This is a genomic window from Streptomyces carminius, assembly GCF_002794255.1.
Lineage (GTDB): Bacteria > Actinomycetota > Actinomycetes > Streptomycetales > Streptomycetaceae > Streptomyces > Streptomyces carminius.
In genome coordinates this window covers 285689-310161 of the sequence record NZ_PGGW01000067.1, presented here as the reverse complement: position 1 = coordinate 310161, position 24473 = coordinate 285689, and the positions used below count along the sequence as shown (strand labels likewise).

Below are 24473 nucleotides of genomic sequence, written 5' to 3'. Positions count from 1 at the left end.
ACTCACCTCGTTCCTGTTGTGCCGCACTCGGCCTGCGGGTTCATCCTTGCAGATCCGTACCGGCGCCGATCCACTCCGTGCACGGTGCACCCATGCCCCGGCGCGCCGCTCGGCCGCCCGGCTCTCAGTGGGCGCACGAGCCGCCGGACGCCCCCGCCGCCTCGCTCGCCATCGCGCGCAGCGACCGTACGGCCGCGGCCGGGTCGTCCGCGCCGTAGACCGCCGAGCCCGCCACGAAGACGTCCGCGCCCGCCTCGGCGCACCGCTCGACGGTCTCGGCCGAGACGCCGCCGTCCACCTGGAGCCACAGCCGCAGTCCGTGCTTGTCGATCAGCTGCCGGGTACGGCGGATCTTGGGCAGCATGATGTCGAGGAACGCCTGCCCGCCGAAGCCCGGCTCGACGGTCATCACCAGCAGCATGTCCAGTTCCGGCAGCAGGTCCTCGTACGGCTCGATCGGGGTGGCGGGTTTGAGGGCCATGCCGGCGCGGGCGCCCTTGGCGCGGATCTCACGGGCCAGCCGGACCGGGGCGGCGGCGGCCTCCACGTGGAAGGTGACGGATCCGGCTCCCGCCTCGACGTACTGCGGAGCCCAGCGGTCGGGGGACTCGATCATCAGATGGCAGTCCAGCGGAGTGTCGGTCGCCCGGCTCAGCGACTCGACGACCGGGACGCCGAGGGTGAGGTTGGGGACGAAGTGGTTGTCCATCACGTCCACATGGAGCCAGTCGGCGCCCTCGGGCCCTGTGACACGCCGCGCCTCCTCGGCCAGACGCGCGAAGTCGGCGGACAGGATGCTGGGGTTGATCTGAACCATGGCCCCAGTATGGCGGGCGGCACCGGCCCGGCCGCTGCCCGGTACCGGCTCAGCCGGCGGCCGGGCCGGTGCCGTGGCCGGACAGGACCGTCGGCCGCGGACTCGGGGCGGCGGTGTCGCCGCCGGTCGCGGCCGCGGCCGCGAGGAGGGCGAGCGCGGCGAGGACGGCGGCGAGGAGCGCCCGCCACCGGGCGGCGGACGGCGCGGGCAGGGCGCGGAGCTGCGGCACGTCGGGGACTCCGGGTGGGACGGCGGTCGGCACTGGCCGGGCCAGAATGCTCCCGGCGGGCCGGGGAGTCGATCCCGGCCGCTGGAGTCCGCGCGGTACAGCAGGCACTACCCCGCGGCGGTCAGCCCCTGCCCTGGGCCTCCTCCAGATAGTGCAGAACGGCGGCGACGCGCCGGTCCGTGCGGTCGGTGGGCGTCAGGTCCAGCTTGGCGAAGATGCTGCGGATGTGCTTGTGCACGGCTCCCTGGGTGACGACGAGCCGCTCGGCGATGGCCGCGTTCCCCAGCCCCTCGGCCATCAGGGCCAGCACATCGCGCTCCCGGGGGCTGAGCCGGTCCAGCCGGGTGTCGGAACGGCCCCGCACCAGGAGCTGCGCGACGACCTCGGGGTCGACGGCGGTGCCGCCGTCCGCCACCCGGTGCAGCGCGTCCAGGAACTCCTCCACCCGTCCGACCCGCTCCTTGAGCAGGTAGCCCAGGCGGGCGCCGCCCTGGGCGAGCAGTTCGGTGGCGAAGGCCCGCTCCACGTACGCGGACAGCACCAGCACGGCCAGCCCGGGGTGGCGGCGCCGGGCCTCCACCGCCGCGACGATCCCCTCGTCGGTGTGGGTCGGCGGCATCCGGACGTCGACGATGGCGACCTCGGGCCGGTGGGCGTCGACGGCGGCCAGGAAGTCGCCGGGGTTGCCGGCGGTGGCCACCACGTCGAGGGCCTCGGCGCGCAGCAGCAGCGCGAGGCCCTCCCGCAGCAGGGAGTCGTCCTCGGCTATCACGATCCGCATGGCAGGCTCACTTCCAGGGTGGTCGGCCCGCCGGGCGGGCTGGTCAGGATGAGGGTCCCGTCGTGCGCCTCGGTCCGCCGGCGCATGCCGGTGAGGCCGGATCCGCCGCCCTCGTCGGCTCCGCCCTTGCCGTCGTCGGTGATCCGCAGGTGGAGGCGGTCCCCGTCGCGGCGGGCGGTGACGGCGGCGTGCCGGGCGCCGCTGTGCCGGGCGGCGTTGGTGAGCGCCTCGGCCACCACGAAGTAGGCCGTCGCCTCGACGGAGGCGGCGCACCGGCCGGGGAGGTCGGTGTCCACCCGGCAGGGCACCGGGCAGGTCGCGGCCAGCGAGGTGAGGGCGTCGGCCAGGCTCCGGTCGGCCAGCACCGGCGGCAGGATGCCGCGGACCACCCCGCGGAGCTCGGCGAGCGCCTGCTCGGCCGCCTCCTGCGCGCGCTCCAGCACGGCGTCGGCGCCGGCCGGGTCACGGGCCAGCGCGCGGCGGGCGGCCCCCAGCAGGACGTTGACCGCGACGAGCCGGTTCTGGGTGCCGTCGTGCAGTGAGCGCTCGATACGGCGCAGCTCGGCGGCGTGCGCGTCCAGTGCGGCGGCGCGGGTGGCGGTGAGCTCGGCGACGCGCAGCGCGAGGTCGGTGCCGGGGCCGGGGGCCAGCAGCCGCCGTCCGGGCCATGCCTGCAGACGCGCCATGCCCGGCATCAGCAGCACCGAGACCGCCAGCCAGCCCAGGCCCAGCGCGGCCACCCCCAGGGCGTCACCATGATCGTGCACCGTCCACAGCCCCAGGGCCGAGGACTCGGCCTCCTCCGCCGGCAGCAGCCCCCACCACAGCGGGAAGGTGCTGTCCTGCACCGCCCGCAGGGGCATCGTCAGGCCCAGCAGTCCGAGGAGGAGCCCGGTTGTCGCGTGGGTGACCAGCCAGCCCAGCTCCCGCCGGGTGGCCGGGTCCGCGGCGGCGGCACGCAACCGGAGCGGCCCCGGGGGCGGACCGACGACCCGGGGCCCCCACCGGGAGAGCCGGGCACGCTCCCGTTCGGCCACGGCCCGTACGGCGCGCAGCGCCAGGGGCACCATGAGCAGTCCCACGCCGACCGGGCACAGCAGCAGGGTGACGGCCAGCCAGAACAGCGCCACCACGGCCAGGACGGCGGTACCCAGCCCGCCGCTGAGGTGTTCGAGCGCGTCGAGGGCGGCGCGGGCGCGGGAGAACGCGTCCCGGGAGCGTGCCGGTTCCGAAGCAGCCGGCACGGAGTCGACGTCCGGCATCCGCACCTCCTCCGGCCGGCCCCCGCGGGGCCGGCGCCATGGCCAGCGAGGATAGAGCACCGCGCGGGCCGCCGTCCCCGCCCGCTTCCTGCCCGGCGGGGCCGGGCAGGAAGCGGGCGGGGTACAGCCTGCTGTACCCGGACCGGGCCGCTGGCTGGATCGCGGCCGTTCGCGGTGGTCCGTAGCGTCGGTGGACGCCGACGGCCCATCGGGCGAGGACCGACCGAGCAGGGAGCGCACGTGCCGGATCCGTACCGCTTCACCGAGCCCGCCGGTCCGGCGGGGCCCGGGGCCGGTCCGGCGGGACCCGGTGGCGGGCCCGTACGCCCGGTGCTGTGGTCTCTGCTGCTGGTCAGCGCGGCCGGCGGCTCCGTGGCCTCCTCCGCCGGTCTCGACCCGCTCGTCGGTGCCGGGTTCGGGGCGGCCGCCCTGGGGTGCGCCGCCGCGCTGATCGTCCACCACCGGCTGCGCCACCGCCGATGAGCCGGGTCCTTGGCGGGGCGAAGGGCACGCGGACCGCCCGGCGGATGCCCGCCCTGGCGCTGGAGCGGGTCGACAAGGTGCATCCCGGTGGCGTCCGGGTGCTGCGGGAGGTGTCCCTCAGTGTGGCGCCGGGGACGTTCACCGCCCTGCTGGGCCCGTCCGGGGCGGGCAAGACCACCCTGCTGCACTGCGCCGCCGGGCTGGACTCCCCGACCGGCGGGAGGGTCCTCGTCGAGGGCACCGAGATCGGCTCGCTGAACGAGACCCGCCGCACCGAGCTGCGCCGCCGCCGGATCGGCTTGGTCTCCCCGTCCTACGGCCTGTTCCCGGAGCTGAGTGCCGCGGACAACATCACGCTGCCGCTGCGGCTGTCCGGCCAGGCACCGGACCGGGTGTGGCTGCGGGCGGTGCTCGAGCGGACCGGGACCGCCGGGCTGCTGACCCGCCGCACGGACGAACTGCCCGCCGGGCAGCGGCAGCGGGTCGCCGTCGCCAGGGCACTGGTGGCCCGGCCGGCGGTACTGCTCGCCGACGAACCGGCCGGCTCACTGGATCCGGGCACCGCCCACGAGCTGCTCGAGCTGCTGGCCGATCTGGTCGGCGGCCTCGGCCAGACACTGGTGCTGGCCACCCACGATCCGGTCTCCGCCGCCTGGGCGGACCGGGCGCTGGTGCTGGCCGAGGGACGGATCGTGGACACCCTGGAGGCTCCCACCACCGCCGAACTGGTCCGGTGTGCCGCAGCCCCGGAGACGGGACGGCGGGGGTAACCGGCGCGGGGCCGCCACCGGGCGGGGATCGCGCCGGCCACCTGCCGGGCGGCCGCGGCCCGCGCCCCACCCCTGCCCACCCCGGTTCAGACGCGGCGCAGCAGGGCGAGGTACATCGCGTCGGTGCCGTGCAGGTGCGGCCACAGCTGGACGTCGGGGCCCTCACCCAGGCCGGGCATGTCCGGCAGCAGCGGGCGGGCGTCGACCGGCTCGGCGCCCTCCCGGGCCAGTACGTCCCGCACGACGGCCCGGGTCTCGGCCGGGTGCGGCGAGCAGGTGGCGTAGCCGACGACGCCGCCGGGGCGGGCGGCCCGCAGCGCCTCGGTGAGCAGTGCCCGCTGGAGCGGTACGAGGGAGTCCAGGTCGTCCGGGCGGCGGCGCCAGCGGGCCTCGGGGCGGCGGCGCAGCGCGCCGAGGCCGGTGCAGGGCACGTCGACCAGGACGCGGTCGAAGCTGCCGGGCCGCCAGGCCGATCGGGTGCTGTCGGCGGTGACCACCTGGTACGGGCCGGGGTTGCCGGCCAGGGCACGGGCGACCAGCCGGGCGCGGTGCGGCTGCCGTTCGGCGGCGAGCAGGGCCGCGCCGCGTTCGGCGGCCAGCGCGCCCAGCAGGGCGGCCTTGCCGCCCGGTCCGGCGCAGCCGTCCAGCCAGCGGCGGTCGGCTCCGGCCAGCGGGGCGTTCGCCAGCGCGAGGGCGACGAGCTGGCTGCCCTCGTCCTGCACCCCGGCCCGCCCCTCGCGCACGGCGTCGATCCCGCCCGGGTCGCCGCCCTCGGCGAGCCGGACGGCGTACGGCGACCAGCGGCCCGGTGCCGCGTCGCCGGTCAACAGTTCCGCGGGGGCGGCCCGGCCGGGGCGGGCCGCCAGGACGACCTCGGGGCGGGCGTTGTCGGCGGCCAGGAGTGCCTCGATGTCCTCGCGTCCGCCGCCGAGCGCGTCCCACAGGGCGGAGACGATCCAGCGGGGGTGGGCGTGGACGATCGCCAGATGCTCCTCCGGGTCCTCGTCGTAGGGCGGGGCCACCTTCCGCAGCCAGCCGCCCAGGTCGTCGGCGGCGATCCGGCGCAGCACGGCGTTGACGAACTTCGCCCGCCCCTCCCCCAGCACCGCCCGGGCCAACTCCACGGTGGCGCTCACCGCCGCGTGGGAGGGGATGCGGGTGCCCAGCAGCTGGTGGGCACCGAGCGAGAGGACGTCCAGCACGGGCGGGTCCACCTCGCGCAGCGGCCGGTCCACGCAGGCCGCGACGACCGCGTCGTAGGTGCCCTGCCGGCGCAGTGTGCCGTAGACCAGTTCGGTGGCGAGCGCCGTGTCCCGGCCGTCCAGACCGTCCCTTTCACGGGCCTGGCGCAGCAGCGGGGGCAGGACGAGGTTGGCGTACGCGCCGCGCTCGTCGACGGCCCGCAGCGCCTCGAAGGCGAGGAGGCGGACGGGGTCCCGCTTGGGGCGGCGGTTCGGGCCGCGGTCCGGACGGGAGTCCGAGCCGCGGTTCGGGCGGTGGTGGGGCCTGGCGGGACGGCGGGGCCGACTGCTCACGGGTGGGGTGCTCCGGCTGGGGATCGGGGAGGACGCGCGGGGACCGCGGGGCGGGCGCGGCATACCAGCCTACGTCCCCGGCCCGCCCCGCCCGGCCGCTCCCCGGTCACCCGCCCAGCCGCTCGCCCGGCGCGATACGGACCCCGCGCGCCCAGTCGGCCGCCGCCATCGGCTTCTTCCCCTGCGGCTGGACCCACAGCAGCTCCACGGCGTGCGAGCCGGTCCCGGCGTACACGGCGTTCTTCCCGGCCGACAGTTCACCGGGGTCCAGTCCGGTGCGGTCGGGGGCGAGGGCGACCTGCCGCAGTTTGAGGCGCTCGCCGCGGAAGACCGTCCAGGCCCCGGGGGCGGGCGAACAGCCGCGCACCACCCGGTCCACGCGCAGCGCGGGGGCGGACCAGTCGACGCGGGCGTCCTCGACGGTGATCTTGGGGGCGAGGCTGACGCCCTCGGCGGGCTGGGGAGCGGCCCGCAGGGTGCCGTCCTCGATCCCGTCCATGGTGGCGGCCAGCAGCCCGGCACCGGCGAAGGCCAGCCGGGTCAGCAGGTCGCCGCTGGTGTCGGTGGGCCGGATCTCCTCGGTGACCACCCCGTAGACCGGACCGGAGTCCAGGCCCTCCTCGATCAGGAAGGTGGCGGCACCGGTGACCTCGTCCCCGGCCATGATCGCGTGCTGGACGGGGGCCGCGCCGCGCCAGGCGGGCAGCAGCGAGAAGTGCAGGTTGACCCAGCCCCGGGGCGGGATGTCCAGGGCGGCCCGGGGCAGCAGCGCCCCGTAGGCGACGACCGGGCAGCAGTCCGGGGCGATCCCGCGCAGCCGGGCGAGGAAGTCCTCGTCCCGGGGGCGGGCGGGCTTGAGAACCTCGATGCCCGCCTCCTCGGCCCGCTCGGCGACCGGGCTGGCCACCGTGCGGCGGCCGCGGCCGGCCGGCGCGTCGGGCCGGGTGACGACGGCCGCGACCTCGTGCCGCTCCGAGGCGATCAGGGCGTCGAGGGCGGGTACGGCGACCTCGGGGGTACCGGCGAAGACGAGCCTCATGGGCGGGGGAACACCTCTCGCGGACGGCGGGACCGGCCCGGGCCCGGAAGGGGCACGGACGGTACGCGGAACGGCGCACCAGTCTACGGTCCGTCAGCACCCGGCCCTCCGGGGGCGCTCCGGGGGCGTGCGCCCGGCGGTGGACCGCTCCCACGGCTGTTCGCGAGCCCCGCAGCGTGACCCCGGTGGCCGAGCGGCGTTGGTCAATGCACCTTGACCGAAACGGGCCGCGGACGCGGCCGGTCCCTCCCACGCGGTTCGAGAGGCTTCCGATGGCCGACCACGCCACCCCCGACGCCCGGACACGGGCCAGTCTGCACCTGCTGGTGCGGGACATCGAGCGGGTCCGCCGGCAGGTGGACGCACTGCGCACCCTCACGTCCCAGCTCGGCAACGTCTACCGGCCGCGGCGCGCGGGTCCGTCCGCGGGCTTCGTCGTCTACGGCCGGGCCCCGGCGCCCACCGTACGGATCGCCCAGGAGCTGCGCGACAGTGTGGAGTCACTGGTGACGTCGGCGGTGGAGTTCGACCGTTCGCTGGGGTTCTCCTGGGACGCGGTGGGCTCGGCCCTCGGTGTCACCAAGCAGGCCGTCCACCGCCGTTACGGCGCGCGGCGGACCACGGCGGCACAGCAGCACGGCATGGGCGGTACGGGCGGCGGCGCGGAGGGCACGGGCGGCGACGCGGCGGGCGGCGCGGGTGAGGACCCGGCGGTCCGGCGGAGCGCCGGCGGCGAGGGCGGCGCCGCGCCGCCCGCCCGTCCGGTGGCCACCGGATCCGCGGCTCTGCCGGGCCGGTCCGACCGGCCGGCGGAGCCGCGGCCGAACGCCCTGCCCGGCCCCCGCAACGGCTGACCCCTTCTCAGCCGTTTCCCCGCAGCCGGATGCCCGGCCGGTCCCACTCCCCGGCCGGGCGCTTGGCACTCTTTTTCTGTTCCCTGCCCTGCGCTGCCCAGCCCTGCGCTGCCCGGCGCTCCGGGCCCCGCCGGCACCGGACGGCCCGGGACGCGGGCGTCACCACGGGCATCACCGCGGTCAGCCGATGTCCTCCGGGTCGATACGGACCCGCACGGGCGGGCCCGTACGGCGGGCCAGCCGGGCCGCCCGTGCGGTTCGGAGCGCGGCCGCGAGCTCGGCGCCGCTGCCCGGCGGCACCCTGACCAGCGCCCGGTCCCACCGCTCCCCCGGCGGGGGCGCGCCCGGGCGCCGGGGCTGCCCGGGCGGGGCCACCGGCAGCGGCACCGGTCCCAGCACCTCGGCGCCGGCCGGCAGCCCGGCCGACTCCAGCAGTTCGGCGACGGCCTCGGGCGGCCCGGTCACGGCGGCCATCCGGGACACCGGCGGGAAGCCCAGTTCGGCCCGCTCGGCCAGTTCGCGGCGGGCGTGCCCGGCCGGATCCCAGCGGACCAGCGCCTGGACGGGGCGCAGGGCCGGCTCGGCCATGACGACCACCGTGCCGCCCCCGGACCGGGGACGCACCAGCGCCGCGGCGCCCAGCCAGCGGCGCAGCGCCTCCTCCCCGGCCCGCAGGTCGGGGCGGCCCAGCAGCGCCCAGCCGTCCAGCAGCAGCGCCGCCGCGTATCCCGGGCCCTCGGCCACCGGTTCCGCCCCCGGGGTGCTGACCACCAGGGCGGGCCGGTCGGGCACCGACGCCAGAACGTGGTCGCGGCCGGAGGTGCGCACGGGGACGGCCGGGAAGGCCCGCCCCAGCTCCTCGGCGGTGCGCCGGGCCCCGAAGACCTGGCCGCGCAGCCGGGTGCCGCCGCACTCCGGGCACGTCCACTCCGGTACGGCGCGTCCGCACCAGCCGCAGCCGGGCGGGGTCCGCTCCCCGGTGGCCGCCAGCGGGCCCGCGCAGTGGACGCAGCGGGCGGGCTCCCGGCAGTGCGCGCACGCCAGCTTCGGGACGTAGCCGCGGCGCGGCACCTGGACGAGCACCGGGCCGCGCCCGAGGGCGTCGCGGACGGTCTCCCAGGCGAGGGAGGGCAGCCGGGCGGCGCGCGCGGCGGGATCGCGCGCCTCGTCCCCGTCGCCGACGGTGCGCACCAGCGGCGCCGCCGCGCGCACCGCGTCCCGGTCGGCGGCCAGCGGGCGGGCCCAGCCGGTCTCGACGAGCTGCGCGGCCTCCACGGTGCAGCCGTGCGCGCCCAGCAGGAAGCCGCATCCCTCCCGGGCGGCGCGCAGCAGCAGCACCTCGCGGGCGTGCGGCATCGGCTCGTGGGGGTCGCGGTGGCCGGTGTCCCCGTCCTCCCAGATCGCGGCGAGTCCGAGGTCTCGCACGGGCGCGAACATCGCGGCACGGGTGCCGACCACACCGCGCACCGTGCCGCGGCTGACGGAGAGCCAGCGGCGGTAACGGGCCTCGGGCCCGGCGTCGGCGGTGAGCAGTACGTGACGTCCCGCGCCGACGAGGGCGGTCAGGGCCGCGTCCACCCGGGCGGCGGCCCGCCCGTCGGGCAGTACGGCGAGCGCGCCGCGGCCGGCGGCCAGCGTGGCGGCCAGCGCCCGGGCCAGCTCCTCGGGCCAGTGCGGGCCGGGCAGCGCCGTCCACACCGCGCGGGGGGACTCACCGGCGGCCAGGGCCCGCAGATAGCCGGGCCCGGCCGGGTAGCGGGCCCAGGTGCCCGGGGCGGGGGGCGGGGGGTGCGGAACGCCGGCCGCCGCCGTGCCGTCCGGCCCGTCCCGCCCGGCCGTCCGCTCGGCGCGGGCCATACGGGGGGGCACGGCCAGCTGGACGACGTCGGCCAGCGCCCCGGCGTAGCGGTCGGCGACGGCCCGGCACAGGGCCAGCAGACCGGGGGTGAGGACCGGCTCCGGGGAGAGGACCTGGGCGACGGGGGCCAGGGTGCCGGGGAAGTCGGACTCCGCGCGGCGCTCGACGATGAAGCCGTTGACCAGGCCGCCGCCCTCGCGGCGCCCGCCGCGCTCCCCCGCCCCGAAACGGACCCGCACCCGCACCCCGGGCCGGGCCTCGGCGTCCATGGCGGCGGGGACCGCGTAGTCGAAGAGGCGGTCGAGGTGGAGCAGCCCCTTGTCGACCAGGACCCGGGCGACCGGGTCGCGCGGGGCGAGCTCGGCGCCGCGCCAGGTGCGCGGCCGGGCCCGGGGCGGCCTGGCCCGGCGGACGGTCTCCCGGATCAGCGCAAGCTGCTCACCCCCCGGCGGCTCCTGCCCCGGGGTGCCCTCCGGCCGACCGTTCTCGCTGCTCACAGCCTCCAGTCCTACCAGAAGCCACCGACACGGCCCGGTTCGCGCGGCCGGACGACAACCCGGGGCGGGAGCCGGAGCGTGCCGGTGGCGCCGGAGGGCCGGCCGGGACTACAGCCCGGCGGCCTTGCGGAGCGCGTCGGTGCGGTCGGTGCGCTCCCAGGTGAAGTCGGGCAGCTCGCGGCCGAAGTGACCGTAGGCGGCCGTGGCCGCGTAGATCGGGCGCAGCAGGTCCAGATCGCGGATGAGGGCGGCCGGGCGCAGGTCGAAGACCTCGCCGATGGCCTGCTCGATCTTCTCCACCTCGACGGTGTGGGTGCCGAAGGTCTCCACGAACAGGCCCACCGGCTCGGCCTTGCCGATCGCGTACGCCACCTGCACCTCGCAGCGGGCGGCCAGCCCGGCGGCCACCACGTTCTTGGCCACCCAGCGCATCGCGTAGGCGGCCGAGCGGTCCACCTTGGAGGGGTCCTTGCCGGAGAACGCGCCGCCGCCGTGGCGGGCCATCCCGCCGTAGGTGTCGATGATGATCTTCCGGCCGGTCAGACCCGCGTCACCCATCGGCCCGCCGATCTCGAACCGGCCGGTGGGGTTGACCAGCAGCCGGTAGCCGTCGGTGTCCAGCTTGATCCCGTCCTCCACCAGCTGGGCCAGGACGTGCTCGACGACGAACTCGCGGATGTCGGGGGCCAGCAGCGAGTCCAGGTCGATGTCGGAGGCGTGCTGGGAGGAGACCACCACGGTGTCCAGCCGGACGGCCTTGTCGCCGTGGTACTCGACGGTCACCTGCGTCTTGCCGTCCGGGCGCAGGTAGGGAATGGTGCCGTTCTTGCGGACCTCGGTCAGGCGCTTCGAGAGCCGGTGCGCCAGATGGATCGGCAGCGGCATCAGCTCGGGCGTCTCGTCGCAGGCGTAGCCGAACATCAGGCCCTGGTCGCCGGCGCCCTGCCGGTCGAGCTCGTCGGCCTCTCCCTTCGGGGCCGCACCCCCGACGCGCTGCTCGTACGCCTCGTCCACGCCCTGTGCGATGTCCGGGGACTGCGCGCCGATGGACACCGAGACCCCGCAGGAGGCGCCGTCGAAGCCCTTCTTGGAGGAGTCGTAGCCGATGGCGAGGATCTTCTCCCGCACCAGGGTGGGGATGTCCGCGTACGCCGCGGTGGTCACCTCTCCGGCCACGTGCACCAGGCCGGTGGTGATCAGCGTCTCCACGGCGACCCGGGAGGTGGGGTCCTGCGTCAGGAGGGCGTCGAGGATGGTGTCGCTGATCTGGTCGGCGATCTTGTCGGGGTGGCCCTCGGTCACGGACTCCGAGGTGAACAGGCGGCGGGACACATCGCTCCCTGGGGTTGCAGCGGCTGCTGACTGTGTTCGGGCGGACCGGCACCCGGGCGCGGTCCGCCGTCAGTTTATCCGCAGGTCCTCACGGTTCGGCCAGGTTGTCTCGCACTCCGACACGTCCGTGCCGTGCCGCACGCTCCGGAAGGAGCCCCGGAAGCCGCCGGAGAAGACCGTACGGGCAGGTCAGAGCGGTTTCAACGGCTGCTCGGAGGCCCCCCGGCGTTCAGCATGCGGACGACTTCGTCCCACACCGTGTCGGCCAGGGCCTCCTTGGGGCCGTGCGGCACGGGTGTCTCACGGCCGTCGGCGCCCAGCAGGACGGCCTCGTTCTCCGCCGAGCCGAACGTCCGGTCCTCGCCCACCTCGTTGACGACCAGCAGGTCGCACCCCTTGCGGGCGAGTTTGGCGCGGCCGTTGGCCAGGACGTCGTCGGTCTCGGCGGCGAAGCCGACGACCACCTGCCCGGGGCGGGGCCGGGCCGCGGAGAGCTCGGCGAGGACGTCGGGGTTGCGGACCAGCGCGACCGGCTCCGGGCCCTGCCCGTCCCGCTTCTTGATCTTCCCCTGGACATAGCGGGCGGGCCGGAAGTCGGCCACGGCCGCGGCCATCACCACCGCGTCCGCGTCCCCGGCGGCCTTCAGCACCGCCTCCCGCAGCTGTACGGCCGTCCCCACCGGCACCACGTCCGCACCCGCGGGATCGGGCAGCGCGGTGTTGGCCGCGACCAGGGTGACCCGGGCACCGCGCGCCACCGCGGTGCGCGCCAGGGCGTACCCCTGCCGGCCCGAGGAGCGGTTGCCCAGGAAGCGCACCGGGTCCAGCGGCTCGCGGGTGCCGCCCGCGCTGACCACCACATGGCGTCCGGCCAGGTCCCGCCCGCCCCCGGCGCCCCGGGCCAGCACCCGCAGACAGACCTCGAGGATCTCGCCGGGCTCGGGCAGCCGTCCCTTGCCGGTGTCCGCCCCGGTCAGCCGTCCGACGGCGGGCTCGACGACGACCGCGCCGCGGCGGCGCAGGGTGGCCACGTTCTCGGCGGTGGCGGGGTGCTCCCACATCTCGGTGTGCATGGCTGGCGCGAAGACCACCGGGCAGCGGGCGGTGAGCAGGGTGTTGGTCAGCAGGTCGTCGGCGAGCCCGTGGGCCGCCCGGGCCAGGGTGTCGGCGGTCGCGGGCGCCACGACGACCAGGTCGGCGCTCTGCCCGATGCGGACGTGCGGGACCTCGTGGACGTCCTCCCAGACCCCGGTCGCCACCGGGTTCCCGGACAGCGCCGCCCAGGTGGCCTCGCCGACGAAGTTCAGCGCCGACGCGGTCGGCACCACCCGTACGTCGTGGCCGGACTCGGTCAGCCGCCGCAGCAGCTCGCACGCCTTGTAGGCGGCGATGCCGCCGCTGACCCCCAGGACCACCCTGGGCTTGTCGGGTGTGTGCATCCTCGCGCCTCTCCCGGAGCTCTCACGGCGTTCTTCCCGCCGGGTCTTCCCGCGGCGTTCCCCTCCCGGCGTCCCCGCCGCCCGCGTCCCGGCCACCGGCCCCCTTCCGCGGCACGCCGCGGGCCCGGCAGCGAGGCTGCCGGGCCCGTGGCGCGGTGGTGCGCGCCGGTGCGGCCGCCGACCACGGCGGCCGGACGGCTACTGCGCCGGGGCGTCGGTCGCCTCGGCGGTCAGCAGGCCCGCGTTGATCTCGCGGAGCGCGATCGACAGGGGCTTCTCGTGGACGTGGGTGTCCACCAGGGGGCCGACGTACTCCAGCAGGCCCTCGCCGAGCTGCGAGTAGTAGGCGTTGATCTGGCGCGCGCGCTTGGCGGCGTAGATCACCAGGCTGTACTTCGAGTCGGTGGCTTCGAGCAGCTCATCGATCGGCGGATTGATGATGCCCTCGGGCGTGGAAATGGGAGAGGACACTCTCTACCTTCCGCAGCGGTGGACAGGCGGTGGACAGTACGGGTGGTGATCCGGGGCCGGTGACACCGGGGCGAACGGTGACCCGTGCCCCCGTCCCGGCTGTCCGGCGAGGACGCCGGGGCGTCTCGGCAGGGATCACACAACCTGCATCAAGGCTAGCAGCTCGCGGCTGACGTCCTCGACGGAGGTGTTGACCAGGGTGACGTCGAACTCCGGCTCGGCCGCCAGTTCGATCCTGGCCGCCGCCAGCCGCCGCTCGACGACCTCGGGGGACTCGGTGCCCCGGCCGGTGAGCCGGCGGACCAGCTCGTCCCAGCTCGGCGGGGCGAGGAAGACCAGCCGGGCGCCGGGCATCGACTCGCGCACCTGCCGCGCGCCCTGGAGATCGATCTCCAGGAGCACCGGGTCGCCCGCCGCCAGCCGCTCCAGTACGGCCTGCCGGGGCGTCCCGTAGCGGTTGCCCGCGAACTCCGCCCACTCCAGCAGCTCGCCGTTGGCGACCAGCTTGTCGAACTCCTCGTCGTCCACGAAGAAGTACTGGACGCCGTGCCGCTCGCCGGGACGCGGCCTGCGGGTGGTGGCGGAGACCGAGAGCCAGACCTCGGGGTGGACCTTGCGCAGATGAGCGACGACCGTGCTCTTGCCGACCCCGGAGGGGCCGGAGAGCACGGTCAGTCGCGGACGTTCACTCATACGGCGATTATCCCGGTTCCCGGCGTGACCCGGAAACGTCAGGCGGAACCGCCGCCGAACTCGCGCTCGAGGGAGGCGATCTGGTTGGAACCCAGGCCACGCACCCGGCGGCTCTCGGAGATGCCGATCCGCTCCATGATCTGGCGGGCCCGGACCTTGCCGACGCCGGGCAGGGATTCCAGCAGGGCGGAGACCGGCATCTTGCCGATGACGTCGTTCTCCTGGCCCTGCTTGATGACCTCGTGGAGCGAGAGGCCGGAGTGCTTCAGTCGGTTCTTGACCTCGGCGCGCTCCCGGCGAGCCGAGGCGGCCTTCTTGAGCGCGGCTGCGCGCTGTTCAGGGGTAAGGGGCGGAAGAGCCACGCCTACGTCACCTCGGATGTCGAAACTGTCGGATACGGATGATCGGTGAGGAACCTAGTAGCCCCGCTTCCGCGGGGCAACGAGCAACACGTCCCCGGCCCCCGGCCCGGGGAGACCCGGACTCGGCCCTCCGGACCTGGGGAGACCTCGGAATGCGCGGTGCTCTCGTCGGAGACTAGCGGCCCCGGGCGCCAGAGTCAGCGAGAACAAGCGAAAAGTCCTGGTCAGACTCAAGTCGACTGGTGCATTTACGGGCAAAAGCCCCTGTGCGACGGCCGGTTGCGCGGTTTCCGGCCCCCGGCGAAGGCCCCGGAAGCGTTCCGGGAAGGCTCCGGCGGAGCACCTTCGGAGCACCTCCGGAACGCCCCGCCGGTCCGAAGACCCCCCGCGGAGGCCGTACATGGGCCGCCGTTCACGTTCAGCCCAGGACCGCCCGGAGGCGGCCGGTCTCCCGGGCGGCCGCCTCGCGCAGCGCCGCCGGGGAGGGGCCCCGCCCCAGGACGCCCCGGCTGATGCTCGGGACGACATCGCGCACGGCGGCGCCGAAGACCCGGGGAAGGTCCTCGGCGGTGGCTCCCTGCGCCCCGAGTCCGGGAGCCAGCAGCGGGCCGTTCACCGCCAGGTCGACGCCGGCCTCCCCCAGGGTGGCGCCCACCACCGCCCCGACCGAGCCGAGCGGGGCGGCCCCGGCGTTCTCCCGGGCGATGTGGCCGAGCACCGTCCGGGCGACCGAGGCGCCGCCCGCGGCCGTGGCCCGCTGCACCTCGGCGCCCTCCGGGTTGGAGGTGAGCGCCAGCACGAAGACCCCCGAACCGGCCGACCGGGCCGCGTCCAGGGCGGGCCGCAGCGAGCCGAAGCCGAGATAGGGGCTGAGGGTCACCGCGTCGGAGAACAGCGGGCTGCCCGGGTCCAGGTAGGCGGCGGCGTAGGCGGCCATGGTGGAGCCGATGTCGCCGCGCTTGGCGTCGGTGAGCACCAGCGCCCCGGCCGAGCGGGCGTCGGCGATCGCCCGCTCCAGCACGGCGATCCCCCGGGAGCCGAAGCGCTCGAAGAAGGCGGACTGCGGCTTGAGGACGGCCACCTGTCCGGCGAGGGCGTCCACGACCGTGCGCGTGAAGCGCTCCAGGCCCGCCACGTCGTCGTCCAGCCCCCAGGCGGACAGCAGCGCGGCGTGCGGGTCGATGCCGACGCACAGCGGGCCGCGGTCGTCCAGGGCGCGGCGCAGGCGGGCCCCGAAGGGCTCGGGGGGCTCCGCGTCCGCCGTGCCGGGTGTCGTGCCGGACGTGTCGGGTGTCGTGCCGGTCATCAGGGGGTCACCTTCCGGGTGTCGGCGCCGACGGCCTCGGCGAGGGTGGCGTACGGGCTCGCGGCCAGGCGCGCGGCCAGCCCGCGGTGGACGCGGCGGCACCACGCCGGGCCCTCGTAGACGAAGGCGCTGTAGCCCTGGACGAGGGTGGCGCCGGCCAGGATCCGCTCCCACACGTCGTCGGCGGTGCGCACCCCGCCGACCCCGACGAGGGTGACGCGGTCGCCGACGCGCGCGTACAGCCGGCGCAGCACCGCCAGGGAGCGGTCCTTCAGGGGGGCACCGGACAGTCCTCCGGCACCGACGGCCTCGATCTCGGCACGTTCGGCGGTCAGGCCCAGACCGTCCCGGGCGATGGTGGTGTTGGTGGCGATGATGCCGTCCAGGCCCAGTTCGACGGCGAGGTCGGCCACCGCGTCGACGTCCTCGTCGGCCAGGTCGGGGGCGATCTTGACCAGCAGCGGCACCCGGCGGCCGGGCACCGCGGCGTCGGCGGCGGCGCGCACGGCCGTCAGCAGCGGGCGGAGCTGCCCGGTGGCCTGGAGGTTCCGCAGACCGGGGGTGTTGGGCGAGGAGACGTTGACGACGAGGTAGTCGGCGTGGGGGGCCAGCCGGGAGGCGGAGAGCGCGTAGTCGTCCGCGGCCTCTCTCTCGGGAGTGAGCTTGGTCTTGCCGATGTTGACGCCGACGGTGGTGGGGAAGACGGCGCGGCGCCCGGCGAGGCGGGCGGCCACGGCGGCGGAGCCGTCGTTGTTGAAGCCCATGCGGTTGATCAGTGCGCGGTCGCCGACCAGCCGGAACAGCCGGGGCGCCGGGTTGCCGGGCTGGGCGTGCCCGGTGACGGTGCCGATCTCGACGTGGTCGAAGCCGAGCATGGTCAGTCCGTCGATGCCGACGGCGTTCTTGTCGAAGCCGGCGGCCAGCCCGAAGGGGCCGCGCATACGCAGGCCGAAGGCCTCGGTGGCCAGGGCGTTCCGTTGCGCCCGGGTGGGGGCGAGGACGGCCGCGACGAGGCCGCGCAGACCGGGGACGCGGGCCGTCAGCCGGATCAGCGCGAACGCCAGCCGGTGCGCCCGCTCGGGGTCCAGGCGCTTGAGGAGCAGGGCGAACAGCAGGGCGTACATGGGGTCTTCCTCGGCTGCGGGGCCGCGTGGCCGCGGCGTGTCGGGGCGCTGGGACACCGGGACGGAGGTACGGGGGTACGGGAGCTCTCGCGGCCGAGGGGGACACCGGAGCCGGTGTCCCCCTCGGCCGCCTCAGCCCTCGCGGGCGGCGATCAGACGCTCCGCGTGCTCCTGGAGGGAGCGGACTCCCACGTCCCCGCGGGTGAGGGCCTCGATGCCCTGCACCGCGGCGGCCAGGGCCTGGACGGTGGTCAGGCAGGGGACGCCCCGGGCGACCGCGGCGGTGCGGATCTCGTAGCCGTCCAGGCGGCTGCCGGTGCCGTAGGGGGTGTTGACGATGAGGTCGACCTCGCCGTCGTGGATGAGCTGGACGATGGTCTTCTCGCCGTTCGGCCCCTCCCCCTCGCTCTGCTTGCGCACCACGGTGGCGCTGATGCCGTTGCGGCGCAGCACCTCGGCGGTGCCGGAGGTGGCCAGCAGCTCGAAGCCCATGGCGACCAGTTCACGGGCCGGGAAGACCATCGAGCGCTTGTCTCGGTTGGCGACCGAGACGAAGGCCCGGCCCTTGGTGGGCAGCGCGCCGTACGCCCCGGCCTGCGACTTGGCGTAGGCGGTGCCGAAGACGGTGTCGATGCCCATGACCTCGCCGGTGGAGCGCATCTCCGGGCCGAGCACGGTGTCCACGCCGCGGCCGTGGACGTCCCGGAAGCGGGTCCAGGGCAGGACGGCCTCCTTCACCGAGATCGGCGCGTCCAGCGGCAGGGTGCCGCCGTCCCCGGTGGCCGGCAGCATGCCCTCCGCCCGCAGCTCGGCGACGGTGGCGCCCAGCGAGATCCGGGCGGCGGCCTTGGCCAGGGGTACGGCGGTGGCCTTGGAGGTGAAGGGGACGGTGCGGGAGGCGCGCGGGTTGGCCTCCAGCACGTAGAGGATGTCCCCGGACAGCGCGAACTGGATGTTGATCAGCCCGCGCACCCCCACGCCGCGCGCGATGGCCTCGGTGGAGGCGCGCAGCCGCTTGATGTCGAAGCCGCCCAGGGTGATGGGGGGCAGCGCGCAGGCGGAGTCGCCGGAGTGGATGCCCGCCTCCTCGATGTGCTCCATCACACCGCCCAGGTACAGCTCGGTGCCGTCGTAGAGCGCGTCGACGTCGATCTCTATCGCGTCGTCGAGGAACCGGTCGATCAGCACCGGGTGCTCGGAGATCAGCCCGGCGTGCCGCTTGAGGTACTCCGCGAGCGAGGGCTCGTCGTAGACGATCTCCATGCCGCGGCCGCCCAGCACGTAGGAGGGGCGGACCATGACCGGGTAGCCGATCCCGGCGGCGATCTGTTTGGCCTGGTCGAAGGAGAAGGCGGTGCCGTACTTGGGCGCGGGCAGACCGGCCTCGGCGAGCACCCGGCCGAAGGCGCCGCGGTCCTCGGCGAGGTGGATGGCCTCCGGGGAGGTGCCCACCACGGGCACGCCGTTGTCCTTGAGCGCCTGGGCCAGGCCCAGCGGCGTCTGGCCGCCGAGCTGGACGATCACACCCGCCACGGGGCCGGCCTGCTGCTCGGCGCGGACGACCTCCAGGACGTCCTCCAGGGTGAGCGGCTCGAAGTACAGCCGGTCGGAGGTGTCGTAGTCGGTGGAGACCGTCTCGGGGTTGCAGTTGACCATCACGGTCTCGTAGCCCGCGTCGCGCAGCGCGAAGGAGGCGTGGACGCAGGAGTAGTCGAACTCGATGCCCTGCCCGATGCGGTTGGGGCCCGAGCCGAGGATGATCACGGCGGGCTTATCGCGGGGCGCGACCTCGCTCTCCTCGTCGTAGGAGGAGTAGAAGTACGGGGTCCGCGCGGCGAACTCGGCGGCGCAGGTGTCGACCGTCTTGTAGACCGGGCGCACCCCCAGGGTGTGGCGGACCTCGCGCACGACGTCCTCGCGCAGCCCGCGCAGCGCGGCGATCTGGGCGTCGGAGAAGCCGTGCCGCTTGGCCTCGGCCAGCAGCTCGACGTCGAGCCGGCCGGCGGCGGCCAGCTCGTCGGCGATCTCCCTGATCAGGAAGAGCTGGTCGGTGAACCAGGGGTCGATCCCGGTGGCCGCGAAGACCTCCTCGGGGCTCGCCCCGGCGCGGATGGCGGCCATCACGGTGTTGATCCGCCCGTCGGTGGGACGGCGGGCCGCGGCCAGCAGCTCGTCCTTGCCGCCGAGGTCCCCCACCGGCGTGGCGAAGTCGAACTGGCTGCCGGACTTCTCCAGCGAGCGCAGCGCCTTGTTCAGCGCCTCGGGGAAGTTGCGGCCGATGGCCATGGCCTCACCCACCGACTTCATGGTGGTGGTCAGGGTGGCGTCGGCGGCCGGGAACTTCTCGAACGCGAAGCGCGGGACCTTGACCACCACATAGTCCAGGGTGGGCTCGAAGGAGGCCGGGGTCTGCTCGGTGATGTCGTTGGGGATCTCGTCGAGGGTGTAGCCCACGGCCAGCCTGGCGGCGATCTTGGCGATCGGGAAGCCGGTGGCCTTGGAGGCCAGCGCCGAGGAGCGGGAGACCCGGGGGTTCATCTCGATCACGACGACCCGGCCGTCGGCCGGGTCGACGGCGAACTGGATGTTGCAGCCGCCGGTGTCCACGCCGACCTCGCGGATGACCGCGATGCCGATGTCGCGCAGCACCTGGTACTCGCGGTCGGTCAGCGTCATCGCCGGGGCGACGGTGATGGAGTCGCCGGTGTGCACGCCCATCGGGTCGAGGTTCTCGATGGAGCAGACGACCACCACGTTGTCGTTGCGGTCGCGCATCAGCTCCAGCTCGTACTCCTTCCAGCCCAGGATGGACTCCTCCAGGAGCACCTCGGTGGTCGGGGAGAGCGTCAGGCCCTGCCCGGCGATGCGGCGCAGCTCGTCCTCGTCGTGGGCGAAGCCGGAGCCCGCCCCGCCCATGGTGAAGGAGGGACGGACGACCACGGGGTAGCCGCCGAGCGTCTCGACCCCGGCCAGCACCTCGTCCATGGAGTGGCAGATGACCGAGCGGGCGGACTCGCCGTGCCCGATCTTCTCCCGGACCGCCGCCACGACCTCCTTGAACTGCTCGCGGTCCTCGCCCTTGCGGATCGCCGCGACGTTGGCGCCGATCAGCTCCACGCCGTACTTCTCCAGGACGCCCGACTCGTGCAGCGAGATCGCGGTGTTCAGCGCCGTCTGGCCGCCCAGGGTGGGCAGCAGCGCGTCGGGGCGCTCCTTGGCGACGATCTTCTCGACGTACTCCGGGGTGATCGGCTCGACGTAGGTGGCGTCGGCGATCTCCGGGTCGGTCATGATCGTGGCGGGGTTGGAGTTGACCAGGATCACCCGCATGCCCTCGGCCTTGAGGACGCGGCACGCCTGGGTGCCGGAGTAGTCGAACTCGGCGGCCTGCCCGATGACGATCGGGCCGGAGCCGATGACCAGGACGGACTGGATATCGGTGCGCTTAGGCACGCTGGCCCTCCATCAGGGAGACGAACCGGTCGAACAGGTAGGCGGCGTCGTGCGGGCCGGCGGCGGCCTCGGGGTGGTACTGGACGCTGAACGCGGGGCGGTCCAGCAGCCGCAGCCCCTCGACGACGCCGTCGTTGAGGCAGACGTGGGAGACCTCGGCGCGGCCGTAGGGGGTGTCGCTGGGGGCGTCCAGGGGCGCGTCCACGGCGAAGCCGTGGTTGTGCGCGGTGACCTCGACCTTCCCGGTGGTGCGGTCCTGCACGGGCTGGTTGATGCCGCGGTGCCCGTACTTGAGCTTGTAGGTGCCGAAGCCGAGCGCCCGGCCGAGGACCTGGTTGCCGAAGCAGATCCCGAACAGCGGCGTGGAGCGCTCCAGCACACCCCGCATGACGGAGACGGGGTGGTCGGCGGTGGCCGGGTCGCCTGGGCCGTTGGAGAAGAACACCCCGTCCGGGTCGACCGCGTAGACGTCCTCGATCGTGGCGGTGGCGGGCAGGACGTGGACCTCGATGCCGCGCTCGGCCATCCGGCGCGGGGTCATGCCCTTGATGCCCAGGTCCACCGCGGCCACAGTCAGCCGCTTGGCACCGACCGCCGGGACGGTGTACGCCTCGGCGGTGGCGACCTCGGCGGCCAGGTCGGCGCCGGTCATCTCCGGCGCGGCCGTCACCTTCGCCAGCATGGCGGCCTCGTCCGCGACGGCGTCGCCGGAGAAGATGCCGACCCGCATCGCGCCGCGCTCGCGCAGATGGCGGGTGAGCGCCCGGGTGTCGACACCGCTGATGCCGACGACGCCCTGGGCGGCCAGCTCCTCGTCCAGGGTGCGCACCGAGCGCCAGTTGGAGGGGACGCGGGCGGGGTCGCGCACGACATAGCCGGCCACCCAGATGCGGCCCGACTCGGGGTCCTCGTCGTTGACGCCGGTGTTGCCGATGTGCGGGGCGGTCATGACGACCACCTGGCGGTGGTAGGACGGGTCGGTCAGGGTCTCCTGGTAGCCGGTCATGCCGGTGGAGAACACGGCCTCGCCGAGGGTCTCGCCCACGGCTCCGTAGGCACGGCCGCGGAAGGTGCGGCCGTCCTCCAGGACGAGTACGGCGGGCACCCTGGCGGCTTTCCGGGTGGAGGTCGTCATCGTGCGCCTTTCTCGGGGTTTCCGTTCCGCGGCGGAGCCGCTGAGGGGCGCTGCGTCCCCCGGGAGGGTGCGGCCCCGTGGTGCGTGGTGGCGGCAGCGTCGGTGGTGCCGCGGGGGTCGTCCGCGGTGTCGGCGGGCTCCGGGACGGACGGGGTGGACGGGACGGACGGGGCGGACATCGCCCGCAGCGCGTCCCGCCAGGCGGTGTGCTCCGCGGAGCGGTCGGAGCGGAAGCCGGAGTCGAGCAGCTTCCCGCCGTGCTCCCAGGTGATCACCAGCAGGCCGTCCTCGGTGAGGACCTTGCCCGCGATGCCCTTGTCGAGCCGGGCGCCGCGCAGCTGTCCGGCGGGGACGAAGAAGCTCGCCGCCCCGGGCCGCACCACGTCGACGCCCTGTTCGGTGAGGGTGAGCTCGACCCGGCTGCGGGTGCCCAGGCCGTGGGCGACGATCCGGTCGAGCCACTGCCCGGCGGTGGTGGAGCCGTGGTAGCGGCCGGTCATGACCAGCTTCGGCTCGCCCCGCCCGGCGGGGGCCTGCGGCAGCTCGGGCAGGTCGGACTGGAGCACCGCCCGCCACTTCCAGCCCTCCCGCATCAGCCAGTACAGCAGGGCGACGACCAGCGCGAGCCCGACCACCCAGGCGATGCGGGAGGCCAGTTCGGTCACCTGCTGCGACTCGGGGGCGGCGGTGTACCGGGCGGCGAGGGCCGCCGGTGAGGGGTTCATACGAGTTCTCCGTCCATGACCGTCGCCCTGCCCCGCAGGAAGGTGTGGGTGACCCTGCCCGGCAGCTCGCGGCCCTGGTAGGGGGTGTTGCGGCTGCGGGAGGCGAAGTGCGCGGAATCCACCGTTCCACGGTAGGACGGATCGACCAGGACGAGGTTGGCGGGCTCACCAGCCGAGACGGGCCGCCCGTGGCCGGCCAGCCGGCCGATGGCCGCGGGCCGGAAGGACATCCGGTCGGCGACGCCCGCCCAGTCCAGCAGCCCGGTCTCCACCATGGTGTGCTGGACGACCGACAGGGCGGTCTCCAGGCCGACCATGCCCATGGCGGCTGCGCCCCACTCGCAGTCCTTGTCCTCGTGCGGGTGCGGTGCGTGGTCGGTGGCGACGCAGTCGATCGTGCCGTCCGCCAGCGCCTCGCGCAGGGCGACGACGTCCGCCTCGGTGCGCAGCGGCGGGTTCACCTTGTAGACCGGGTCGTAGGAGCGCACCAGCTCGTCGGTGAGCAGCAGATGGTGCGGGGTGACCTCGGCGGTGACGTGCCAGCCCTTGGACTTGGCCCAGCGCACGATCTCCACCGACCCGGCGGTGGACAGGTGGCAGATGTGCACCCGCGAGCCGACGTGCGCGGCCAGCAGCACGTCGCGGGCGATGACCGACTCCTCGGCGACGGCGGGCCAGCCGCCCAGGCCCAGCTCGGCGGAGACGACACCCTCGTTCATCTGCGCGCCCTCGGTGAGCCGGGGCTCCTGGGCGTGCTGGGCGATGACGCCGTCGAACGCCTTGACGTACTCCAGCGCCCGGCGCATGATCACCGCGTCGTCCACGCACTTGCCGTCGTCGGAGAAGACCCGCACCGAGGCGGCCGAGTCGTGCATCGCGCCCAGTTCGGCGAGCTGCTTGCCCTCCAGGCCGACGGTGACGGCGCCGACGGGCTGCACGTCGCAGTAGCCGGACTCCCGCCCCAGCCGCCAGACCTGCTCGACCACGCCGGCGGTGTCGGCGACGGGGAAGGTGTTGGCCATGGCGTGCACGGCGGTGTAGCCGCCGGCCGCGGCGGCCCGGGTGCCGGTCAGGACGGTCTCGGAGTCCTCCCGGCCGGGCTCGCGCAGATGGGTGTGCAGGTCCACCAGGCCCGGCAGCAGGATCCGCCCGCCGGCCTCGACCACGGTGGCCCCGCCGGCGGCCAGTGAGGCGCCCACCTCGGTGACGGTCCCGTCCGCGATCCGTACGTCCGCGGCCTCGCCGCCGAGGATCCGCGCGCCGCGGATCAGATAGGTGCTGTCGGTCACTTGCTCTCCTCGGGGGAACGGGTGGTGGCGGGGGCGGGGGCGGGGGCCGGGACTCCGGCGGGTCCGGCACCGCTCAGCAGCAGGTACAGCACGGCCATCCGGATACTGACGCCGTTGCCGACCTGCTCCACCGCGGTGCATCGGCCGGAGTCGGCGACCTCGGCGGTGATCTCCATGCCCCGGTTCATCGGGCCGGGGTGCATCACGACCGCGTGCTCGGGCATCCGCGCCATGCGCCGGCCGTCCAGGCCGTAGCGGCGGGAGTACTCGCGCTCGGTGGGGAAGAAGGCGGCGCTCATCCGCTCCCGCTGGACCCGCAGCATCATCACGGCGTCGGACTTGGGCAGGACGACGTCCAGGTCGTAGGAGACCTCGCACGGCCAGCTCTCCACCCCGATCGGCACCAGGGTCGGCGGGGCGACCAGGGTCACCTCGGCGCCGAGCGTGGTGAGCAGGTGCACGTTGGAGCGGGCGACGCGGCTGTGCAGGATGTCGCCGACGACGGTGACCCGGCGGCCGGCCAGGTCCCCTCCCGCTCCCCCACCGGGTCCCCCGACCAGGCGGCGGCGCAGCGTGAAGGCGTCCAGCAGCGCCTGGGTGGGGTGCTCGTGGGTGCCGTCCCCGGCGTTGACCACCGAGCCGCCGATCCAGCCGGAGGTGGCCAGCCGGTGCGGGGCCCCGGAGTCGTGGTGGCGGATGACGACGGCGTCGGCGCCCATCGCCTCCAGGGTCGCCGCGGTGTCCTTGAGGGACTCGCCCTTGGAGACCGACGAGCCCTTGGCGGAGAAGTTGATGACATCGGCGGAGAGCCGCTTGGCGGCGGCCTCGAACGAGATCCGGGTGCGGGTGGAGTCCTCGAAGAAGAGGTTGACGACGGTACGGCCGCGCAGGGTCGGCAGTTTCTTGATCGGCCGGTCGGCGACCCGGGCCAGCTCCTCGGCGGTGTCCAGGATCAGAACGGCGTCGTCGCGGGTGAGGTCGGCGGCCGAGATGAGATGGCGCTGCATCTGTTGCCTTCC

Annotated in this window: 21 protein-coding genes, 1 tRNA gene and 1 pseudogene; 4 read left to right on the top strand and 19 right to left on the bottom strand. The window is 75.1% G+C overall.

What is annotated here, in order from left to right; translation table 11 throughout:
• Positions 1-124: 124 nt before the first annotated feature.
• The 4 genes from rpe to CUT44_RS25780 form a co-directional block, all read right to left on the bottom strand.
• The gene (gene rpe / locus CUT44_RS25795; protein WP_100204321.1) at positions 125-817 is read right to left on the bottom strand and encodes a ribulose-phosphate 3-epimerase; all 693 of its coding nucleotides are present in this window, start codon (positions 815-817) and stop codon (positions 125-127) included.
• A gap of 49 nt (positions 818-866) precedes the next feature.
• Entirely contained in the window at positions 867-1046 is a 180-nt protein-coding gene (locus CUT44_RS25790; protein WP_100204320.1) for a hypothetical protein, read from the bottom strand.
• A gap of 121 nt (positions 1047-1167) precedes the next feature.
• The gene (locus CUT44_RS25785; protein ID WP_100204319.1) at positions 1168-1827 is read right to left on the bottom strand and encodes a response regulator; all 660 of its coding nucleotides are present in this window, start codon (positions 1825-1827) and stop codon (positions 1168-1170) included.
• The gene (locus CUT44_RS25780) at positions 1815-3089 is read right to left on the bottom strand and encodes a sensor histidine kinase (protein ID WP_100204318.1); all 1275 of its coding nucleotides are present in this window, start codon (positions 3087-3089) and stop codon (positions 1815-1817) included. Before CUT44_RS25780 ends, CUT44_RS25785 begins: the two co-directional genes overlap by 13 nt.
• 240 nt (positions 3090-3329) lie before the next feature.
• Here CUT44_RS25780 and CUT44_RS25775 point away from each other — a divergent pair, with 240 nt between their 5' ends.
• Together CUT44_RS25775 and CUT44_RS25770 are read left to right on the top strand one after the other, a co-directional pair.
• Positions 3330-3572, top strand: a complete 243-nt coding sequence (locus CUT44_RS25775; RefSeq protein ID WP_100204317.1) for a hypothetical protein — start codon at positions 3330-3332, stop codon at positions 3570-3572.
• Positions 3569-4342, top strand: a complete 774-nt coding sequence (locus CUT44_RS25770; protein WP_100204316.1) for an ABC transporter ATP-binding protein — start codon at positions 3569-3571, stop codon at positions 4340-4342. Before CUT44_RS25775 ends, CUT44_RS25770 begins: the two co-directional genes overlap by 4 nt.
• 86 nt (positions 4343-4428) lie before the next feature.
• Here CUT44_RS25770 and CUT44_RS25765 read toward each other — a convergent pair whose 3' ends face one another.
• Positions 4429-5877 (bottom strand): RsmB/NOP family class I SAM-dependent RNA methyltransferase, encoded by a 1449-nt coding sequence (locus tag CUT44_RS25765; protein ID WP_233221656.1) that lies wholly within the window; start codon positions 5875-5877, stop codon positions 4429-4431.
• Positions 5878-5983: 106 nt separating this feature from the next.
• Positions 5984-6916 (bottom strand): methionyl-tRNA formyltransferase, encoded by a 933-nt coding sequence (fmt, locus tag CUT44_RS25760; RefSeq protein ID WP_100204314.1) that lies wholly within the window; start codon positions 6914-6916, stop codon positions 5984-5986.
• Positions 6917-7188: 272 nt separating this feature from the next.
• Here fmt and CUT44_RS25755 point away from each other — a divergent pair, with 272 nt between their 5' ends.
• Positions 7189-7770: a hypothetical protein gene (locus CUT44_RS25755; protein ID WP_100204313.1), complete on the top strand. Its 582-nt coding sequence runs from the start codon at positions 7189-7191 to the stop codon at positions 7768-7770.
• Positions 7771-7950: 180 nt separating this feature from the next.
• On the opposite strand, the gene CUT44_RS25750 is transcribed toward CUT44_RS25755, so the two are convergent.
• From CUT44_RS25750 to rpoZ, 4 genes are all read right to left on the bottom strand, one after another.
• Complete coding sequence (locus CUT44_RS25750) at positions 7951-10125, bottom strand: primosomal protein N' (RefSeq protein WP_100204312.1); 2175 nt, start codon at positions 10123-10125, stop codon at positions 7951-7953.
• Between the two features lie 108 nt (positions 10126-10233).
• Complete coding sequence (gene metK / locus CUT44_RS25745) at positions 10234-11457, bottom strand: methionine adenosyltransferase (protein ID WP_100204311.1); 1224 nt, start codon at positions 11455-11457, stop codon at positions 10234-10236.
• Between the two features lie 200 nt (positions 11458-11657).
• Complete coding sequence (gene coaBC, locus CUT44_RS25740; RefSeq protein ID WP_100204310.1) at positions 11658-12896, bottom strand: bifunctional phosphopantothenoylcysteine decarboxylase/phosphopantothenate--cysteine ligase CoaBC; 1239 nt, start codon at positions 12894-12896, stop codon at positions 11658-11660.
• A 198-nt stretch (positions 12897-13094) separates the two neighbouring features.
• On the bottom strand, positions 13095-13367 hold the full coding sequence (rpoZ, locus tag CUT44_RS25735; RefSeq protein WP_100204309.1) for a DNA-directed RNA polymerase subunit omega: 273 nt from the start codon (positions 13365-13367) through the stop codon (positions 13095-13097).
• Positions 13368-13550: 183 nt separating this feature from the next.
• Between rpoZ and CUT44_RS33225 the strand changes: the two genes are divergently transcribed.
• Positions 13551-13615, top strand: a tRNA-OTHER gene (locus CUT44_RS33225).
• On the opposite strand, the pseudogene gmk reads toward CUT44_RS33225, so the two are convergent.
• From gmk to CUT44_RS25690, 9 genes and pseudogenes are all read right to left on the bottom strand, one after another.
• Positions 13575-14060, bottom strand: a pseudogene (gene gmk / locus CUT44_RS34940) (guanylate kinase); the annotation flags it as partial. The gene CUT44_RS33225 and the pseudogene gmk overlap by 41 nt on opposite strands.
• Before the next feature lie 38 nt (positions 14061-14098).
• The gene (locus CUT44_RS25725; RefSeq protein ID WP_100204307.1) at positions 14099-14422 is read right to left on the bottom strand and encodes an integration host factor; all 324 of its coding nucleotides are present in this window, start codon (positions 14420-14422) and stop codon (positions 14099-14101) included.
• A gap of 418 nt (positions 14423-14840) precedes the next feature.
• Positions 14841-15728 (bottom strand): orotidine-5'-phosphate decarboxylase, encoded by an 888-nt coding sequence (gene pyrF / locus CUT44_RS25720; RefSeq protein WP_100204306.1) that lies wholly within the window; start codon positions 15726-15728, stop codon positions 14841-14843.
• Positions 15728-16852 (bottom strand): quinone-dependent dihydroorotate dehydrogenase, encoded by a 1125-nt coding sequence (locus tag CUT44_RS25715; RefSeq protein ID WP_100204305.1) that lies wholly within the window; start codon positions 16850-16852, stop codon positions 15728-15730. Before CUT44_RS25715 ends, pyrF begins: the two co-directional genes overlap by 1 nt.
• Before the next feature lie 132 nt (positions 16853-16984).
• Positions 16985-20305 carry a carbamoyl-phosphate synthase large subunit gene (gene carB, locus CUT44_RS25710; protein WP_100204304.1) on the bottom strand — a complete coding sequence of 1107 codons (3321 nt, stop codon included), beginning with the start codon at positions 20303-20305 and terminating at the stop codon, positions 16985-16987.
• Positions 20298-21440, bottom strand: a complete 1143-nt coding sequence (gene carA, locus CUT44_RS25705) for a glutamine-hydrolyzing carbamoyl-phosphate synthase small subunit (protein ID WP_100204303.1) — start codon at positions 21438-21440, stop codon at positions 20298-20300. The genes carB and carA overlap by 8 nt, the downstream gene beginning before the upstream one ends.
• A complete protein-coding gene (locus CUT44_RS25700) occupies positions 21437-22165 on the bottom strand; it encodes a PH-like domain-containing protein (protein ID WP_408646796.1) in 729 nt (242 codons plus the stop codon). The genes carA and CUT44_RS25700 overlap by 4 nt, the downstream gene beginning before the upstream one ends.
• Positions 22162-23454, bottom strand: a complete 1293-nt coding sequence (locus tag CUT44_RS25695; protein ID WP_100204302.1) for a dihydroorotase — start codon at positions 23452-23454, stop codon at positions 22162-22164. Before CUT44_RS25695 ends, CUT44_RS25700 begins: the two co-directional genes overlap by 4 nt.
• On the bottom strand, positions 23451-24461 hold the full coding sequence (locus CUT44_RS25690; RefSeq protein ID WP_100204301.1) for an aspartate carbamoyltransferase catalytic subunit: 1011 nt from the start codon (positions 24459-24461) through the stop codon (positions 23451-23453). The genes CUT44_RS25695 and CUT44_RS25690 overlap by 4 nt, the downstream gene beginning before the upstream one ends.
• Between the last annotated feature and the right edge of the window lie 12 nt (positions 24462-24473).

What these genes read in the sequence shown, in the direction of transcription:
- fmt (WP_100204314.1), bottom strand. Translation starts at nt 6,916, where the DNA reads ATGAGGCTCGTCTTCGCCGGTACCCCCGAGGTCGCCGTACCCGCCCTC.
- CUT44_RS25700 (WP_408646796.1), bottom strand. Translation starts at nt 22,165, where the DNA reads ATGAACCCCTCACCGGCGGCCCTCGCCGCCCGGTACACCGCCGCCCCC.
- CUT44_RS25785 (WP_100204319.1), bottom strand. Translation starts at nt 1,827, where the DNA reads ATGCGGATCGTGATAGCCGAGGACGACTCCCTGCTGCGGGAGGGCCTC.
- CUT44_RS25770 (WP_100204316.1), top strand. Translation starts at nt 3,569, where the DNA reads ATGAGCCGGGTCCTTGGCGGGGCGAAGGGCACGCGGACCGCCCGGCGG.
- CUT44_RS25690 (WP_100204301.1), bottom strand. Translation starts at nt 24,461, where the DNA reads ATGCAGCGCCATCTCATCTCGGCCGCCGACCTCACCCGCGACGACGCC.
- CUT44_RS25755 (WP_100204313.1), top strand. Translation starts at nt 7,189, where the DNA reads ATGGCCGACCACGCCACCCCCGACGCCCGGACACGGGCCAGTCTGCAC.
- CUT44_RS25715 (WP_100204305.1), bottom strand. Translation starts at nt 16,852, where the DNA reads ATGTACGCCCTGCTGTTCGCCCTGCTCCTCAAGCGCCTGGACCCCGAG.
- CUT44_RS25780 (WP_100204318.1), bottom strand. Translation starts at nt 3,089, where the DNA reads ATGCCGGACGTCGACTCCGTGCCGGCTGCTTCGGAACCGGCACGCTCC.
- carA (WP_100204303.1), bottom strand. Translation starts at nt 21,440, where the DNA reads ATGACGACCTCCACCCGGAAAGCCGCCAGGGTGCCCGCCGTACTCGTC.
- coaBC (WP_100204310.1), bottom strand. Translation starts at nt 12,896, where the DNA reads ATGCACACACCCGACAAGCCCAGGGTGGTCCTGGGGGTCAGCGGCGGC.
- pyrF (WP_100204306.1), bottom strand. Translation starts at nt 15,728, where the DNA reads ATGACCGGCACGACACCCGACACGTCCGGCACGACACCCGGCACGGCG.
- rpe (WP_100204321.1), bottom strand. Translation starts at nt 817, where the DNA reads ATGGTTCAGATCAACCCCAGCATCCTGTCCGCCGACTTCGCGCGTCTG.